The organism is Bacillus sp. LUNF1, assembly GCF_011008975.1.
GTDB lineage: Bacteria > Bacillota > Bacilli > Bacillales > Bacillaceae > Bacillus > Bacillus velezensis.
The window spans coordinates 3,860,628-3,878,010 of sequence record NZ_CP048876.1; the positions used below are offsets into that span (position 1 = coordinate 3,860,628).

General features: G+C 46.0%; 14 protein-coding genes, 1 pseudogene and 1 riboswitch. Of the genes and pseudogenes, 7 read left to right on the forward strand and 8 right to left on the reverse strand.

The annotated features are described in order from the left end of the window. Position 1: 1 nt before the first annotated feature. Positions 2 to 1,339, forward strand: coding sequence for an aldehyde dehydrogenase family protein (locus tag G4O42_RS19185; protein WP_032875494.1), 1,338 nt, complete (start codon positions 2 to 4; stop codon positions 1,337 to 1,339). A gap of 37 nt (positions 1,340 to 1,376) precedes the next feature. On the opposite strand, the gene G4O42_RS19190 is transcribed toward G4O42_RS19185, so the two are convergent. Beyond that, positions 1,377 to 2,624, reverse strand: coding sequence for an outer membrane protein assembly factor BamB family protein (locus G4O42_RS19190; RefSeq protein ID WP_032875490.1), 1,248 nt, complete (start codon positions 2,622 to 2,624; stop codon positions 1,377 to 1,379). Between the two features lie 103 nt (positions 2,625 to 2,727). Next, positions 2,728 to 3,147, reverse strand: a complete 420-nt coding sequence (locus tag G4O42_RS19195; protein ID WP_007614895.1) for a DUF5391 family protein — start codon at positions 3,145 to 3,147, stop codon at positions 2,728 to 2,730. 142 nt (positions 3,148 to 3,289) lie between these two features. Between G4O42_RS19195 and G4O42_RS19200 the strand changes: the two genes are divergently transcribed. From G4O42_RS19200 to G4O42_RS19210, 3 genes are all read left to right on the forward strand, one after another. Continuing rightward, positions 3,290 to 3,601 (forward strand): ArsR/SmtB family transcription factor, encoded by a 312-nt coding sequence (locus tag G4O42_RS19200; protein ID WP_007407855.1) that lies wholly within the window; start codon positions 3,290 to 3,292, stop codon positions 3,599 to 3,601. A gap of 78 nt (positions 3,602 to 3,679) precedes the next feature. Next, a complete protein-coding gene (locus G4O42_RS19205; RefSeq protein WP_032875488.1) occupies positions 3,680 to 4,846 on the forward strand; it encodes an MFS transporter in 1,167 nt (388 codons plus the stop codon). A gap of 69 nt (positions 4,847 to 4,915) precedes the next feature. After that, positions 4,916 to 5,371 (forward strand): RDD family protein, encoded by a 456-nt coding sequence (locus G4O42_RS19210; protein ID WP_004393190.1) that lies wholly within the window; start codon positions 4,916 to 4,918, stop codon positions 5,369 to 5,371. A 36-nt stretch (positions 5,372 to 5,407) separates the two neighbouring features. Here G4O42_RS19210 and G4O42_RS19215 read toward each other — a convergent pair whose 3' ends face one another. Beyond that, positions 5,408 to 6,094, reverse strand: coding sequence for a VOC family protein (locus tag G4O42_RS19215; RefSeq protein WP_032875485.1), 687 nt, complete (start codon positions 6,092 to 6,094; stop codon positions 5,408 to 5,410). 298 nt (positions 6,095 to 6,392) lie between these two features. Here G4O42_RS19215 and ahpC point away from each other — a divergent pair, with 298 nt between their 5' ends. Together ahpC and ahpF are read left to right on the forward strand one after the other, a co-directional pair. Beyond that, a complete protein-coding gene (gene ahpC, locus G4O42_RS19220; protein ID WP_004393188.1) occupies positions 6,393 to 6,956 on the forward strand; it encodes an alkyl hydroperoxide reductase subunit C in 564 nt (187 codons plus the stop codon). A gap of 13 nt (positions 6,957 to 6,969) precedes the next feature. Further along, a complete protein-coding gene (gene ahpF / locus G4O42_RS19225) occupies positions 6,970 to 8,499 on the forward strand; it encodes an alkyl hydroperoxide reductase subunit F (protein ID WP_007614902.1) in 1,530 nt (509 codons plus the stop codon). 45 nt (positions 8,500 to 8,544) lie between these two features. Here ahpF and G4O42_RS19230 read toward each other — a convergent pair whose 3' ends face one another. Next, positions 8,545 to 9,777: a Fic family protein gene (locus G4O42_RS19230; protein ID WP_032875482.1), complete on the reverse strand. Its 1,233-nt coding sequence runs from the start codon at positions 9,775 to 9,777 to the stop codon at positions 8,545 to 8,547. A 139-nt stretch (positions 9,778 to 9,916) separates the two neighbouring features. Next, on the reverse strand, positions 9,917 to 11,263 hold the full coding sequence (locus tag G4O42_RS19235; RefSeq protein WP_032875479.1) for an amino acid permease: 1,347 nt from the start codon (positions 11,261 to 11,263) through the stop codon (positions 9,917 to 9,919). A 145-nt stretch (positions 11,264 to 11,408) separates the two neighbouring features. Further along, a riboswitch (glycine riboswitch) is annotated at positions 11,409 to 11,489 on the reverse strand. Positions 11,490 to 11,787: 298 nt separating this feature from the next. Between G4O42_RS19235 and fbp the strand changes: the two genes are divergently transcribed. Beyond that, positions 11,788 to 13,713, forward strand: coding sequence for a fructose-1,6-bisphosphatase (gene fbp, locus G4O42_RS19240; RefSeq protein ID WP_032875476.1), 1,926 nt, complete (start codon positions 11,788 to 11,790; stop codon positions 13,711 to 13,713). Between the two features lie 52 nt (positions 13,714 to 13,765). Here the strand turns inward: fbp and G4O42_RS19245 are convergent, their stop codons facing one another. The 3 genes and pseudogenes from G4O42_RS19245 to G4O42_RS19255 form a co-directional block, all read right to left on the reverse strand. Then, positions 13,766 to 14,230: a (2Fe-2S)-binding protein gene (locus tag G4O42_RS19245; protein ID WP_014419315.1), complete on the reverse strand. Its 465-nt coding sequence runs from the start codon at positions 14,228 to 14,230 to the stop codon at positions 13,766 to 13,768. Next, positions 14,223 to 15,065, reverse strand: coding sequence for an FAD binding domain-containing protein (locus G4O42_RS19250; protein WP_032875473.1), 843 nt, complete (start codon positions 15,063 to 15,065; stop codon positions 14,223 to 14,225). Before G4O42_RS19250 ends, G4O42_RS19245 begins: the two co-directional genes overlap by 8 nt. Beyond that, positions 15,052 to 17,383: pseudogene (locus G4O42_RS19255) on the reverse strand (xanthine dehydrogenase family protein molybdopterin-binding subunit). The gene G4O42_RS19250 and the pseudogene G4O42_RS19255 overlap by 14 nt, the downstream one beginning before the upstream one ends.

The following is a 17,383-nucleotide window of genomic DNA, read 5'->3' on the forward strand; positions in this document are numbered from 1 at the left end:
GATGGATCAGCATATAAAAGCAGACATCAAACGCGTCTTTGAGCTTCAGAAAAAAAATCAAAAAACGCTGCGTGCTTCAACAGCCGGGCAGCGCAGAGAAAAGCTTCAGCGCTTTTTAGATGCCGTCACCGCACATGAAGAAGAAATCATCGAGGCGATCAGACGGGACGTCCGCAAGCCTTATCATGAGGTGAAAAGAGCGGAAACGCAGGGAACGATCAAGGCGATTAAAGATAATATGAACAATCTCGACACCTGGATGGCGCCGAAACGCGTCGGCTCATCCGTCAGCCCCGACGCTGACGGCGTATTAATGTATGAGCCAAAAGGCGTCACCTTAATTCTCGGCCCATGGAATTATCCGTTTATGCTGACGATGGCTCCGCTTGCGGCTGCCATTGCGGCCGGCAACAGCGCGATTGTGAAGCTGTCTGATTTTACGATGGAGACGAGCCATATCGCCGCGACAGTTATTCGCGAGGCATTTCACGAAGAAGAAGTCGCCATTTTTGAAGGTGAGGTCGATGTCGCCACAGAACTGCTCGACCATCCGTTTGACCACATTTTCTTCACCGGAAGCACGAATGTCGGTAAAATCGTCATGACGGCAGCGGCGAAGCACTTGTCGTCCGTCACGCTTGAGCTTGGCGGAAAAAGCCCGACGATCATCGACAGCGGCTATGATTTGATGGACGCGGCGAAAAAAATCGCCGTCGGCAAATTTGTCAATGCGGGGCAAACATGTATCGCACCTGACTATCTCCTTATGAAGAAAGAAGTGCAGAGCATCTTTACAGATCTCTTGCAAACCATTGTCAATGCAGGTTTTATGGAGGATGATCATACGGTTGACCGCAATAAATTCACGCAGATTGTCAACGACCGCAACTTTAACCGTGTCAAAGCCCTGTATGATGATGCCATTGAAAAAGGGGCGAAAACGGCGTTCGGCGGCGTATTCGATGCGCATGACCGCACGATTTCTCCGACCGTGCTGACAAACGTCACGCCTGATATGAAGATCATGCAGGAAGAAATCTTCGCACCGATTCTGCCGATTATGAATTACGAAGATATCAGTGAAGCCGTTGATTACATCACTGAACGGGACAAGCCGCTTGCCTTGTATGTATTCAGCCATAATCAGGAGCTGATCGATTATGTGCTGCAGCATACGACGTCCGGCAATGCTTCTGTCAATGATGTCGTCGTTCATTTCACTGACGTCAACCTTCCGTTCGGCGGTGTCAATACGAGCGGGATCGGTTCATATCACGGTGTGTACGGCTTTAAAGAATTCTCTCATGAAAAAGGCGTATTTATTCAAGCCTCTAAATAAAAAAAGAATCCGCGCAGACGACGCGGATTCTTTTTTATTATTTTTTTGCTCCGAATGCGAGCAGTTTCGTATAAGTGCCGACATAGAGCGTGCCGTCTTCAGCCAGAACCGGGGAGGAAATGACATTGCTGTCTGTTTGATAGCGCCATTTTTCATTGCCGTCAGCGTCAACCGCATAGACATTTTTATCGTCAGAACCGAAGTACACATTGCCGTCCGCATCAATCAGCGGCGCCGTTCTCACAGGCCCGTCCGTATAGAAAGACCAGTTCATATTGCCGGTTTTGCTGATGGAAAACAGCTCGCCGCTTCCGGAACCGATATACACATTGCCGTTATGGTCGATCGCTAATGAAGAGCTGGAGAAACCGTTTAACGGGAACGTCCACTTTACAGCACCCGTTGATGTATAGGCGTATAAGTTGCCGTCCTGGTTTCCGGCGTAAACGGTGCCGTCTCTATCAATAACCGGATAACCTTTAAACCCGTTGGACGTCGTTTTTGACCATTTCACTTGGCCCGTTCCGGAATTGATCGCGTAAAAGATATTATTGTACGTTGCCGTATACAGAGTGCCGTTTGATGCTAACACGGGAGCGGAGCCGACCACGCCGTTTGTTTTAAACTTCCACTTTTGCGTCCATGTCGAAGCCGACGTCGGTTTAATCGCATAGATATAGTTATCCAGCGTCGACACATACAGCGTGCCGTCAGAGCCGATAGCCGCATCGGAACTCGGCGCTCCGCTCAGCGGAACCGATGTTAAAATGTTTCCGGTTTCTTTGTCGATGAAATATAGTTTTTTATCGTGAGAAGGAAGATAAATGACACCGTTTGTTCCGAGCACCGGAGTCAGCGTATAGGTCGTCCCAAGGTTTTCCGTCACCCATTTCACAGTACCGTTCGGATGATACGCCGTGAGCTTCCCGTCTTTTGATTGAATAAATACGGTGCCGTCCCCATCAACCGCGGCTCCCGCACCGTTTTGAGGATTGGCCGGAACATTCTTTTCCCATTTTAATGCGCCATCGGCAGTGCTTGTAAACCGGCTTTCTCTTGACCAGTTGAACATCGTCGGAGACATCGCCTGCGCGTCATACCGTCCCGCCAAGAAACCGGATGCCGCATGATTTTGTTTAAATACCGTTTCCGCGGCTTGAGCAGCCGCCGGATGCAGCCATTTTGCCCCCGGCAGATCAGTAACCGCTCCCACAGATAAAGCCGCAGCAACCGCAGCGCCGGCCGCCAATGTTTTCACTCGCAATGAAGCTGTCTTTTTTTTCAATGTCAGTTCCTCCCGTTTCTATTAAAAGCTGCTATACCACTTTGATCATACCATAATTAACCTATGAAATATTTGTATTTTCGGTAGATTTATAGAACAAATGTCACATAGCCTGCTGATGCTTCGGGGATGATCGAAACGCGGCAATATACCACACCACATTGACGATAAAAGCCGCGCCTGACCAAACGAAAAGGCCGTAATAAAGAGACAGCTCCTGCCCTAAGGAAATTGCGGTCAATAACGTCACCAACAAGACAGCCGCGCAAATGATAAGCCCGATTCCGCAAAAAACGGCCATGATGATTTTCATGACACGAATACCGAGAATATACAAAATGAGCGGGACCGCATATATCACAAGGATCTGGCCGACGGCGGCCCACATGCCCGCGGAATTAAAACGATTCGCGTTCGGCCCCGTTTCCGCAAGCGGAGAAAGCGAGACGAGGACCGGCAATAAACAAAACAGCAGAGCGGAAAGCAAGGTCACCGCAACCGCACCTTTTTTCTTTTGATTCATGTGAATATCCTCCTGACAATAACCCGGCTTTTTTACCGGTAATCTGATAATATGTTATATTTTAGCACGATATTTACTTAATTTGAGAATGTTTTCCCAAAAACGAATTTACAAATCCAGAAAAATAGATATAATAAACGTTATGGAACCGATATTGATTCATAAAGCGTTATCTAACAAAACACGAAGTGATATTATGACGTGGCTTAAACACCCGGAGGACCATTTTGATGAAAGACCTTATCTTGATCAGGGACTCAGTTTCCGCACCGGAATTTGCGTCGGTGATATTCAGGCAAAGTCGGGGCTTGCGCAGTCCGTCATCTCCAGCTACCTGCTGACCATGCAAAAAGCCGGCCTGCTGGAATCCGAACGAATCGGAAAATGGACCTATTACAGAAGGAATGAAAAACAAATTAAAGCCTTTGCTGACTATGTTCAGCACCAGCTATAACCATGAAAGGAGGGCTTTTTTTGTTATAACATATCTATTTATCTATATATGTAGTTATAAAAGGAGGCATACATAACAATGAAAAAAAGCAGTTCCATCTTCATTCTGTTTTTGGCATTAGGGGTTTTCGGAATTATCACGACCGAAATGGGCATTATCGGCGTTCTTCCGCAAGTGGCGGACAGATTTCATATTTCTGCTTCAAAAGCGGGGTGGCTTGTCAGTATTTTCGCGTTCATCGTTGCTGTGTCGGGACCGTTTTTGACCTTGCTTGCTTCAGGCATAAACCGGAAATACATTCTGCTTTTGGCGGTGCTGATGTTTGCCGTTTCAAATGCGGTCTACGCGTATACGGCGCATTTCAGTGTCATGCTGGCGTTTCGGATCATTCCGGCTTTATGCCACCCGGTGTTCTTTTCTGTAGCGCTTGCGGCCGCGGCCCGGCTTGTCCCCGCCGGCCAATCCGGAAAAGCAGTAACGAAAGTCTTTTCAGGCATCACCGCCGGCTTTGCGTTCGGCGTGCCTTTCACGTCTTATCTGGCGGATCGTCTCTCCCTTGAAGCCGCCTTCTTATTCGGCGCTATCATCAGTCTCATCGCGTTCACGGGCATTCTTCTCTTTTTGCCATCCATGCCGGTCACAGAAAAAATGTCTTTCAGAAGCCAGCTCGGCATCCTTCGCAAACCGGCTTTGTGGCTCAATATCGCTGCCGTCACCTGTCTCTTTGCGGCCATGTTTTCTGTCTACAGCTATTTTGCGGAGTACCTCGGACGGGTGTCCCATATGAATGGTACATGGGTCAGCTTCATGCTGATGGGCTTCGGAGTGATTATGATAGCCGGGAATTTCGTCTTCGGTGCTTTGTTATATAAAAATATGAAAAAGACCGTCATCCTGTTTCCGCTTCTTTATACAGCCGCCTACTTGCTCATATACGGGTTTGGGACGTCTTTCGCGCCGATGGCCGTCCTCGTCTTCGTATGGGGCGCCGTTCATTCCGGCGGGCTCATTGTCAGCCAGACATGGCTTACTGCGGAAGCAAAGGAGGCCCCCGAATTCGGCAACAGCCTGTTTGTCTCCTTTTCCAACCTCGGCATCACCATCGGAACGGCGGCGGGCGGCTGGTTTATTTCACATTTGGGAGTCCATCAGCTGATGTGGTGCGGCATCATGTTTGCCCTTCTGGCTTTCGGACTGATCATGGGACGCTTGGCATGGAGAAAGAGGCTGCTCGCAGAAGCTTAAGCTCCATTGCAAAATCCGGAATGATTACGTATAATATTCCAGATTAAAGCAAGGGAGAGAAAAAGATACATGGAAAGACCGGCAGGATTTTGGATTCGGTTTCTGGCTTACGTCATTGATCAAATCATCATAGGAATTCCGATTTTTATCATTCAATTTATGGTCTCTTTTTTATTTGCGGCAGGCGTTGCGGCGGCTGACCCCTTCATGACCGAAAATCAGTTTAACATCTCTTTTCTGGTGTTCGGCGTCATCCCGATTCTTGTGAGCTCTTTTGTGATCAGTATCTTATATTTCAGCCTGCTCACGGCCTCAAAGATGCAGGGGACTCTGGGAAAAGCATTGCTCGGCCTTAAGGTCGTCAATGAGGATGGCGGACGGATATCCATCGGCCAGGCCTTCGGACGCGCTTTCGCATATATCATATCTAAGCTCATTCTTTATATCGGATTCATCATGGGCGCCTTCGGAGAGAAAAAAACGCTGCACGACATCATGTGCAGCACCCGTGTTGTCTATAAATAATGACCTCAAGTCCGGGCCTTTTGAGCCCGGGCTTTTTTATGACGGCTGTGCCCGCCTGATGTCAATGCCGCCCTTTCCGTCAGCCTCAATGCGGACCGTCCCGTTCACAATGACAGACAGCGGATGGAACTCCGCATGCTGATCAGAAAAAATCCAGCGGCGGCCGCTCGCCCCTAAAAGCAAAAACGCCCCATCATTGTAATCACCCATAAAATGAAACCCGTCTTCCCTAAGGGGCGCATGCTTTCTCACCGGAATGCCGAAACGCTGCAGCTCCCTCCCGGTTGATACGACCCCGGCAGCCGTCAGATTCACCTCACCGATATTCAGAACGGACTCAATCGAAAAACGTTCCGCGCTTGGCGGCGATGTTTCTCTCGCGATGAATTCCGCCAGATTGTTGGACGGATCTTTGAAATAAAAGGAACGCGCCTGAATATGAGAGAAATACACCTCATCCTCCCCATCTTCCGTTTGAAAAACGACTTTATCCTTTATCCACGCCTTCGCCTCATCAAAACGATTATTCGGAATGTTAAACGCGAAATGATACGTCGGATGAGAGTGAGAATCGGCGCGCCTGAATTCCAACTCACTTTCTCCCGCCTTGATTGTAAACGAATCACCGGACTCATCAATTAAAGGAAAACCTAACACCCGTTCATAGAAGTGTTTCGTCTCCTCCAACGCACAACTGTACAAAGTAATGTTATTTATTTGCATGATCATACCCCCTTTGGTTTATACTGCCATATAGAAGGGTTGATTCCTACTGTTTCAATGCACCAATTGAGAATCCCCCTTTCGCCCGGCGCTAAACAGGACAAACAGCGCCAAACCGCTTATACCAGGTGTTTTTGAACGTCTAAAGCAAAAAAAGCAGAAAATAATACCCCATATAGCTTGACAAAAAATAAATGTTATTTAATAATCTATATATAATTAGAATTATTATTGAAAGATAAAGTGAATGCTTTGTCTTTTTAATATATTTCAAATCACATTTCAGGAGGAAGATATTATGTCTTTAATCGGAAAAGAAGTACTGCCATTCGAAGCAAAAGCTTTCAAAAACGGTGAATTCATCGATGTAACTAACGAAGATTTGAAAGGTCAATGGAGCGTTTTCTGCTTCTACCCAGCGGATTTCTCTTTCGTTTGCCCGACTGAACTTGAAGATCTTCAAGGACAATACGCTGCACTGAAAGAATTAGGTGTTGAAGTATACTCTGTTTCTACAGATACTCACTTCGTACACAAAGGCTGGCATGACAGCTCTGAAAAAATCGGCAAAATCACTTACGCAATGATCGGTGACCCATCTCAAACGATCTCCCGCAACTTCGACGTTCTTGACGAAGAAACTGGTCTTGCTGACCGCGGAACATTCATCATCGATCCTGATGGCGTCATCCAAACAGTTGAAATCAATGCAGGCGGTATCGGCCGTGACGCAAGCAACCTTGTAAACAAAGTAAAAGCAGCTCAATACGTTCGTCAAAACCCAGGTGAAGTCTGCCCGGCTAAATGGGAAGAAGGCGGCGAAACACTTACACCTAGCCTTGATTTGGTAGGTAAAATCTAAGGAGTGCATTCCATTGGTACTTGATGCAAATATCAAAGCACAATTAAATCAATACATGCAGCTAATTGAGAACGACATTGTTCTCAAAGTAAGCGCCGGTGACGATGACACTTCTAAGGACATGCTGGCTCTCGTTGACGAGCTGGCTTCCATGTCATCTAAAATTTCAGTTGAAAAAACTGAATTAAACAGAACACCGAGCTTCAGCGTTAATCGTACCGGAGAAGACACAGGCGTTACATTCGCCGGTGTTCCTCTCGGCCACGAATTTACATCATTAGTGCTGGCATTGCTTCAAGTCAGCGGCAGAGCGCCTAAGGCTGATCAAAAGGTCATTGACCAGATTAAGAACATCAGCGGAGAATACCGCTTTGAGTCTTATATCAGCCTGACGTGCCACAACTGCCCTGATGTCGTCCAAGCATTAAACATGATGAGCGTGCTCAACCCGAATATCACACATACAATGATTGACGGCGCGGCATTCAAAGAAGAAGTAGAAAGCAAAAACATTATGGCTGTTCCGACTGTTTTCTTAAACGGTGAATCTTTCGGAAGCGGCCGTATGACCATCGAAGAGATTCTCGCAAAAATGGGCAGCGGCGCAGATGCGTCTGAGTTTGCCGACAAAGAGCCGTTTGACGTTCTTGTTGTCGGCGGCGGACCTGCCGGCGCAAGCGCGGCGATCTACACGGCGCGTAAAGGCATCCGCACCGGTGTCGTCGCTGAACGCTTCGGCGGCCAGGTACTCGACACCATGAGCATCGAAAACTTCATCAGCGTCAAAGCGACTGAAGGACCGAAGCTCGCTGCAAGCCTTGAAGAGCACGTGAAAGATTATGATATTGACGTCATGAACCTTCAGCGTGCGAAACGCCTTGAGAAAAAAGACCTCTTCGAACTTGAACTTGAAAACGGCGCTGTACTGAAAAGTAAAACAGTGATCCTTTCAACAGGTGCCCGCTGGCGCAATGTCAACGTACCTGGTGAGCAAGAGTTCAAAAACAAAGGTGTCGCTTACTGCCCGCACTGTGACGGACCATTGTTTGAAGGCAAAGACGTAGCGGTTATCGGCGGCGGAAACTCCGGAATCGAAGCGGCGATTGACCTTGCAGGTATCGTCAATCACGTGACTGTGCTGGAATTCGCGCCTGAACTGAAAGCAGACGAAGTCCTGCAAAAACGTCTCTACAGCCTGCCAAACGTCACTGTGCACAAAAATGCACAAACGAAAGAAATCACAGGCGACCAAAACGTAAACGGCATTACGTTCGTTGACCGTGAAACAGGCGAAGAAAAACACGTTGAACTTCAAGGTGTATTCGTCCAAATCGGTCTCGTGCCTAATACAGAATGGTTAGACGAAACTGTCGAACGCAACCGCATCGGCGAAATCATCGTCGATAAGAGCGGCGCGACAAGCGTTCCCGGCCTATTTGCCGCAGGGGACTGCACAGACGGCCCGTACAACCAAATCATTATCTCCATGGGATCAGGTGCAACTGCCGCTTTAGGCGCATTTGATTATTTGATCCGGAATTAATGTAAAAAAGCCGCCATATGAATGGCGGCTTTTTAAATATACTAATTAAGAAGGCAGTATTTCCTCTAAACAATCCTCGCTGATTTTATAAGATTTTGGCCTTCTGCTTACCAGCTCAACAAATCCTTGCTGTTCTAAATAATCCATTACTCTGTTAATTTTATGTCTCGATTTATTTGAGAGCTCCATTAAATCTTGCACCGACAGCGTAACCTGATCATTTACAAATACATTAATCGTGATAATGATATTAAAAATATCACGTTCATCCTTATAATCAGCCCATTGATCGCTATCAATATAGTTCCTAATTCGTTTCAGTTTCATTAAATTAAATTCAAGATCCTCAATAATCCCTTTTTGTCCTGACAGAAGCAATTCCAGCATATCCATTAAATAAAAAGTCAGCTCTCCCCGGTTTAAAGGTGCGGGAATTTCCTCTAATGCCTTGTAATACTTATCTTTGTTCTTATTAACTGCGTAAGAAAAAGTGATGGCTGAATATTTTTCTAAGTATCGGGACAAATAACTCCCAACGATAAGGCGTCCTGTTCTTCCATTGCCGTCATAAAAAGGATGAATGTATTCGTAGTAGTAATGAGCTGTCATGTAACGATACAGCTGGGGATGTGTTTCATCATGAAGATAAGCAATTAAAGCCTCAAGCGCTTCTGTTATCTTCTGTTCAGAATTAACGCCGATATGGGTGGTCATGTTCCCATCGTTCACTTCAACATAGCCTTTTCTGAATAGCTCACCATCCGGCGCATCTTCTGCTCCGATTTCATCTGCGACCAGCTCGTCATATAATTCCCTAAAGTCATGAATGCTTGTAAACGACGGAATTCGGTCTATAAATTGATATGTTTTCATCAATCCAACAAACCGCTTATGTGAGGGCTCGGATTGTTCTAACGCTTTAAGAGCCTCTTTCAATTCTTTTTTTGTACTGCGGATTCCTTCAATTTCATTATTACTCTGGGCTTCATTAATAATTAATTTATCAAAATACGGTTTGACGGCAAATTCGGGGAGCTGACTGATAAGGGATGAAATTTTGGAACTGTTTAACAACACTTCATTATTCAGCTTCATGAGTTTATGTGTATTCACATAAAATAGCTCAAATGAATCGTCCGTGGGTCGGCCTTTTCGGAACCCCCGTATGTTTAGTGATGTTGAATAACTGCCATAGCTGCTTGTTCTCTTTTTACATTCTTTCTCATATGAATCAGCATCCATTTTATAAAAAAGCTTAGATAACTTCTCATACTTCATATTATCACCTCGCTTGATTTAAAATTATACACTTTTTTAAATTATACAATCATTATAGCCTGAATTCTAACAAATATTCCCGCTTTCCAATCAAAACAAAAAACGGCATACTGCATGGCAGTACACCGTCTGAAGCAATTCAATCTGTCTTTCTCCCTCTCGCCCGATAGATAAGAAACAGTCCAATAAACCACAGCGGCGTCAGCAGCAAAGCCGGGCGCGTCGCATCCGCAAACAGCATAATCACCAGAATGACGGCAAACAGCGCCAGCACGGCGTAATTGATAAACGGTGCAAACGGCGCCTTGAAAGACGAGCTTGCGTGTAAGTCCGGACGGGTTTTCCTGTATCTGATATGACAGACCAGAATCACGCCCCACACCCAAATGAAACAAATCGCGCTGATGGTTGTCACGATGCCAAAAGCCGCTTCCGGTATCAATTTGCTTAAAAGAGCGCCAGCTGACAGCACAATAACCGATATCCATAATGCGCGGCTCGGCACATGATTTTTATTCAGCTTCGCAAAACTTGCAGGCGCTTGTTTCGTTTTGCTTAAGTTATACAAAATCCGGCTTGTTGAAAACATCCCGCTGTTACAAGCAGAAGCGGCAGACGTTAATACGACAAAATTAATGATTCCCGCGGCTAACGGGATGCCGACCAGACTGAAGGTCTTCACAAAAGGACTTTCCGCCGCATTCAGCTGCATCCACGGGTTAATACATAAAAGAATGAGCAATGCCCCGACGTAGAAAAATAAAATCCGTAAAGGAATTTTATTGATAGCGGACGGAATATTTTTTTTCGGATTTGACGTTTCCGCCGCCGACACACCCACTAATTCCACACCGACATAGGCGAAGATCACCATCTGGAACGAAAGCAAAAAGCCTGAAAATCCGTTCGGAAACAAACCGCCGTGATCCCACAGATTCGCCGCTGAAACCGTTCCGGTATGCGTTTTGAACCCAATCACCAGCAGAACCACCCCGATGACAATTAACGCGAGAATCGTGACTACCTTAATTAAGGCGAACCAAAACTCCAATTCTCCAAAAATCTTAACCGTTAACAGATTAAGCCCTAATAAAATGAGCAAACAGATAAGTGCCGGAATCCACTGCGGAATATCAAACCAATATTTCACATACACACCGACGGCGATCACATCCGCCATAGCCGTCATAATCCAGCAAAACCAATAGGTCCAGCCGGTGACAAACGCTGCACGCGGCCCTAAATACGCCTCGGCAATATCCGTTAATGATTGGTAGCCCGCTTTAGATAACAGCAGTTCTCCCAGCGCCCGCATGACGAAAAAAAGCGCAATACCTACAATAAAATACGCAAAGATGATAGAAGGACCCGCCAGCTGAATCGCCTTACCAGACCCTAAAAACAATCCGGTGCCGATCGTGCCGCCAATGGCGATCAGCTGCACGTGCCGATTCGATAAGTCCCTCTTTAGCTCTCGCTGCTCCACATCTGACTCCTCCTTACCTCTCTAGTGAACGACGAGCAAAAAAAGCCAATAAAAAAAGAGATTGGATGCCCTCCAATCTCATGGTCATAAGAATATCAAATTATATCTGCGCCGCTGACAATCAACAGCATGACAAATACATATTCGGTACTCTTCTGTCCTTTTGCCTGAGATTGTGAACCCTTCGGCGCCGCGGAAAATCCGCGGTCTCTCCAGAAGCCGCTCCTGCTGTAGTGCGACCCACAGCAATCATAGCCTGCTACGTATTGAGTTTATGATAGAAATACCTATCAGCTAACTTTTTATTTTAATGGAAGTTGAATTCATTGTCAATAGGGGGATGAGCTCACGGCGTTATCCCGGTCCAATTTTCGATGCCTGAAGCGCCGTATTTTCCGTTTTCATTGTCTCAAAAAGGCGATTTGCGGTACTATCATATAAGGTCTAATGATGTAAACTTTATGTCATACTTTAAATTCACCTTACCATACAATGGCTCGTAAATAAAAAGGGGATGGACGAGATTGGAAACCAAATATTTAGATCTGCTCGCACAAAAATACGATTGTGAAGAAAAAGTGGTCACGGAAATCATTAATCTGAAAGCGATACTGAACCTGCCGAAAGGAACCGAGCATTTCGTCAGTGATCTGCACGGGGAGTATCAGGCATTCCAGCACGTGCTGCGGAACGGTTCAGGAAGAGTAAAAGAGAAGATCCGCGATATTTTCAGCGGCGTCATTTACGATAGACAAATTGATGAACTGGCGGCTTTGGTCTATTACCCTGAGGACAAACTAAAGCTGATCAAACATGACTTTGATACGAAAGAGGCATTAAATGAGTGGTATAAAGAAACGATTCATCGGATGATTAAGCTCGTTTCTTATTGTTCTTCCAAGTACACCCGCTCCAAATTGCGCAAAGCACTGCCCGCCCAATTTGCTTATATTTCTGAAGAGCTGCTGTACAAAACAGAACAAGCCGCCAACAAAGAACAATACTATTCCGAAATCATAGAACAGATCATTGCGCTCGGTCAGGCCGATAAGCTGATCACCGGTCTTGCCTACAGCACGCAGCGATTGGTGGTCGACCATCTGCATGTTGTCGGCGATATTTACGACCGCGGACCACAGCCGGATAAAATCATGGAAGAACTGATCAACTATCATTCAGTGGATATTCAATGGGGGAATCATGATGTTCTCTGGATAGGCGCTTATTCCGGCTCAAAAGTATGCCTGGCAAACATTATCCGCATCTGTGCCCGCTATGACAATCTGGACATTATTGAGGACGTTTACGGCATCAATCTGAGACCGCTATTGAACCTTGCCGAAAAGTATTACGATGATAACCCGTCTTTCCGTCCGAAAGCGGACGAAAACAGACCGGAAGATGAGATTAAACAAATCACAAAAATTCATCAGGCGATCGCGATGATCCAATTCAAGCTTGAGAGCCCGATTATTAAGAGACGGCCGAACTTTAATATGGAGGAACGGCTGTTACTGGAAAAGATCGATTATGACCGCAATGAAATCACGCTGAACGGAAAAACATATCAACTGGAAAACACCTGCTTTGCGACGGTGAATCCTAAACAGCCTGACGAGCTGTTAGAAGAAGAAGCAGAAGTCATGGACAAGCTGCTGTTCTCTGTTCAGAACTCCGAAAAGCTGGGCCGCCATATGAATTTTATGATGAAAAAAGGCAGCCTTTATCTAAAATATAACGGCAACCTGCTGATTCACGGCTGTATTCCCGTCGATGAAAACGGCAGCATGGAAACGATGATGATAGAGGATAAAGCTTATGCGGGCCGTGAGCTGCTCGATGTATTTGAACGGTTCTTACGGGAAGCGTTTGCCCATCCGGAAGAAACCGATGATCTGGCGACAGATATGACGTGGTACTTATGGACAGGCGAATACTCCTCCCTCTTCGGAAAACGCGCCATGACCACCTTTGAGCGGTATTTCATTAAAGAGAAGGAAACGCATAAAGAAAAGAAAAACCCGTATTACTATTTGCGTGAAGACGAAGCAACCTGCCGAAACATCCTGAAGGAATTCGGCCTTAACCCGGATCACGGCCATATCATCAACGGCCATACACCGGTAAAAGAAATCGAAGGCGAAGATCCGATCAAGGCAAACGGAAAAATGATCGTCATCGACGGCGGCTTCTCCAAATCCTACCAATCCACAACAGGCATCGCCGGCTACACGCTCTTATACAACTCCTACGGCATGCAGCTCGTCGCCCATAAACACTTTAACTCCAAGGCCGAAGTGCTGAACACCGGAACCGACGTCTTAACAGTGAAACGATTAGTCGACAAAGAGCTGGAGCGGAAGAAAGTGAAAGAAACAAACGTCGGTGAAGAACTGATGAAAGAAGTGGCGATTTTGGAGAAACTGCGGGAGTATCGGTATATGAAGTGAAGAATATGGAGTTCAGGGATGATTCTCTGGGCTCTTTTTTTACGGTTGCGAACTAAGAAGTCCCTTTCCCTGTATGTAAAACGGATTTAACCGCTTCTTCAATCTCCCTATAACCCGTGCATCTGCAAATATTGGACTCCAGCCAATTTTTTATCGTGTCATCACTTGCATTCGGCTCAGTATTCACTAAAGCATGACAATTCATGAGAAAACCCGGTGTACAATAACCGCATTGAAACGCGAATTTTTCAATAAAGGCCTTTTGAATCGGTGTATTGATCAGTCCTTCAATTGTCGTAATGTCCTTTCCTTCCCCTTCTGCCGCAAGCATTAAGCAAGATTTCATCGGCACCCCGTCCGTTAATACCGTACAGGCGCCGCAATCCCCATTTAAGCAGCCCGGCTTTGCACCAGTTAATCCGAGACGAAGACGAAGAGCAAATAATAAAGTATCAGCCGGTCTGACCGTAATCTGTCTTTCCTCGCCATTTACTTTCAACGTAATAGGATCAGACATTTGGACCTCCTTCTAATTCCCATAAGGCATCTAAAATTGTATTTTGCAAGACAAATATTCGGTATTCACTTGAGCCTTCTGCGTCATCAAGAACGGGTTTGGGTACATACTGTAAAGACCGGTGCACTCTATCTTCTAATGAATAGCTTTTATCGTTAAGCACAGCCTCCATTTCAGCAGAACGAAACGGAAATGGACATACGCCGCTGAAGGCCATTCTGATCTCATCATCTTTTTTCAGCGCACAGACTGTCACCAATGGATACCCGACATTCCACTGCTGTCTTCTTTTGATACTGACAAATGGCAGGTCAACATACGCTCGATCGACAACGACATGAAATAAAAAATCTCCTTTTCGCAACTGTATTTCCCTGTTAAATACTTTATTTATGGGGCGATAATGAATCCCCGCTCTCCCTGCAATCCCTAGCAAACTATCAGAAATCAGCAACGGCAGCACGGCCTCACGGTAATAGATGCCCCCGCATATGTTTCCGCCCAGGCTGATTTTATTTCGAGTCGTCCGATCCGCAATTTCACTTACCGTTTTACTTAATAGCGGAAATGGATTTTCTTCCTCCAGTTTCGTTAATGACACGCCTGCTCCGATCACCAGATCATGTTCATAAAATCGGATGGTTTGAAATCCCGGAAGCGCGTTCATATCTATCACCGCATCCGTATAGATGATATTCAGCCTTCCTAACGTGATAATTTCCGTGCCGCCGGAATAATACATTGGTGTTTTCTTTTCGGCCGCAAGCGAGTGAAACAGGCCGGTTGTTTCTTGAATGGTCTTCGGTTTAAAATAATTAAAATCAAACGGTATCATCTTTCCACCCCTCTTGCGTCCTCCATAATTGTTCGGGAATGAGAGGAAGTTGATTCAATTGGACACCTAAAGCGGCGGAAAGGCAATTTCCCAATGCTGCCGGCATCCCCAACAGTCCGTGTTCCCCGCCGCCGCGCGCTCCATAAGGCGCGATCACATGCGGGGTTTCAACAAATTCAATGATATATTCAGGCTGCTCTCCATAGTGAAGGGGGCGGTATGTTCTAAGCTGAGGATTTAATACTCTGCCATACGGATCAAATACAAAGGTTTCTCTTCCTCCAAATGCGATTCCCATACTCATCCCCCCCATCACTTGACCCCTTGCAGCTTTTTCATTCAATACAGTTCCTATATCCACAACAGAATAGGCTTTTGTAATTCGGTACGTATAATCCCGTTTATCCAACTCAACTTCAATTCCCTGAGCACCGACAGCCCATTCGGGTCCCGGCTTTCCTCTTCCCGTTTCCCGGTCTAAATTCGTCATCCGGGTTAATGTGTAATTGCCGCTCGCAATGATTTGGCCGCCAATGGTATTTCCATTTGGAAACGTATATCCGTAAGCAATGTCTTTTATGTCAACATGTACAGAAGGATGATCTATAAAATAAACCTTTCCGTCGGCCACTTCCAATTCCTCGACAGGAACCCGCAACACACATGATGCCACGTCTTTCAGCTTTCGAATGGCTTCCTCCGCTGCATTCAGTACGGCATTTCCGGCCATTAACGTCCCTCTGCTCCCCACGGTTTTCCAATGCTCGGGTGTTGTTTGTGTATCTATAAGCATTTTTACATGAATTTTGTTTATATCCATTTTCATTCGTTCCGCCAGGATTTGGGCTAGCACTGTTTTTGTCCCTGTTCCAATTTCCACTACGCCTGACATCAAATTAATGCTTCCATCGGGATTAAAGGTTAAAAGAACCCCGGACGTTGCATTTGTATCAAATGTTGAAGTTTTCCAAATGCAGCTGATTCCCTTCGCCCGTATCTTCCGGCCATCGATTTCAATTCGCTGTCCCTCGTCCCAATTCATTAATTCCTTTAATCTTTCAATGCACTTCGGCACATTTCCGACCGTGCTTGAATTGAGAAGAACTTGAGTCGGTGTGGTGTCACCGGGGCGAATGGCATTTTTATAGCGGAGTTCTAACGGGTCCATGTTCAGCTTTTCCGCCAATACATCCATCGTCCGCTCAAAGGCGAATAACACTTCAGCATGGCTGTAGCCCCTGAATGCACTTGGATATGGATGATTCGTATACATACAATATGAATCACACCGTATATGGTCGATAGCGTACGGACCCGTACAATCAACCACCGCAGCCCGGCTGATGTCCACTCCTTTATCAGAATACGCTCCGCCATCAAATAAAAACTGAATGTCTGCCGCCTTTAAGATTCCATCCTTTGTAGCCCCTAATTTGACAATAGCATCCAATCCTACATGAACGGGAGATGTGATCAGATCCTCTTCTCTCGTATTAAACAATTTGACGGGCCGGCCTCCGACTGCTTTTGATGCCAAATAGGCAATCACCTCTAACTGAACGGCTGCTTTTCCCCCGTACGCTCCTCCTACTAAAGGCGTTTTGACGATAACCTTTCCGGGTTCGATTCCAAAATACCACTGCATTAATTTTTTAATGGCAAAAGGAGCTTGAGAGGATGTGGTAATGATAATCTCCTCATCCGCGCGAATTTCAGCGATCGAGCATCTTGTCTCCATCGCAGCGTGATCAGAAGGGTTAAAGGAAATCTGGAATTCTGCTGTCACATCACTTTCCCTAAACCCGTCTTCAATATTTCCTTTTCTAACCTTATCCAGGTTTGCGATATTTGTCTTCGGAACCGGGAATACACCTTTTGTCTTCTCATAGCGGTCCGCATGTTCATGGACGAGCGGCGCATCCTTTTGAAAGGCCTCACGGGGGGGAATTGACGACGGGAAGAGGTTTATAGGATACTTTGATGGCATCCGCTGCCTTTTTAGCTGTAATCGGATTTTCCGCAACAACAACAGCAACCGGCTCACCATGGTATCTGACCCTTTTATAAGCAATCGGCGACCTGTCTTTAATTTCCTCACCTGCAAGCGGAAAAGGTTCATCTCCCAATATCGCTCTCACTCCGGGAATCTTCCAAGCTTCTGAAAAGTCCATAGACACAATATCGGCATGAGCATATGGACTGATCAGCATTTTTGCGTGTAATGTGCCTGTTTCTTGAAAATCATCCGTATATTTCGCTTTACCCGTCACTTTTTCAAGGGCCTCTTTCCGAATGACACTCTTCCCGATATACTCCAA

Coding starts and splice junctions, on each gene's coding strand:
- G4O42_RS19185 (WP_032875494.1), top strand. CDS start 2: ATGGATCAGCATATAAAAGCAGACATCAAACGCGTCTTTGAGCTTCAG.
- G4O42_RS19195 (WP_007614895.1), bottom strand. CDS start 3,147: ATGAATCAAAAGAAAAAAGGTGCGGTTGCGGTGACCTTGCTTTCCGCT.
- G4O42_RS19200 (WP_007407855.1), top strand. CDS start 3,290: ATGGAACCGATATTGATTCATAAAGCGTTATCTAACAAAACACGAAGT.
- G4O42_RS19205 (WP_032875488.1), top strand. CDS start 3,680: ATGAAAAAAAGCAGTTCCATCTTCATTCTGTTTTTGGCATTAGGGGTT.
- G4O42_RS19210 (WP_004393190.1), top strand. CDS start 4,916: ATGGAAAGACCGGCAGGATTTTGGATTCGGTTTCTGGCTTACGTCATT.
- G4O42_RS19215 (WP_032875485.1), bottom strand. CDS start 6,094: ATGCAAATAAATAACATTACTTTGTACAGTTGTGCGTTGGAGGAGACG.
- ahpC (WP_004393188.1), top strand. CDS start 6,393: ATGTCTTTAATCGGAAAAGAAGTACTGCCATTCGAAGCAAAAGCTTTC.
- G4O42_RS19230 (WP_032875482.1), bottom strand. CDS start 9,777: ATGAAGTATGAGAAGTTATCTAAGCTTTTTTATAAAATGGATGCTGAT.
- G4O42_RS19245 (WP_014419315.1), bottom strand. CDS start 14,230: ATGTCTGATCCTATTACGTTGAAAGTAAATGGCGAGGAAAGACAGATT.
- G4O42_RS19250 (WP_032875473.1), bottom strand. CDS start 15,065: ATGATACCGTTTGATTTTAATTATTTTAAACCGAAGACCATTCAAGAA.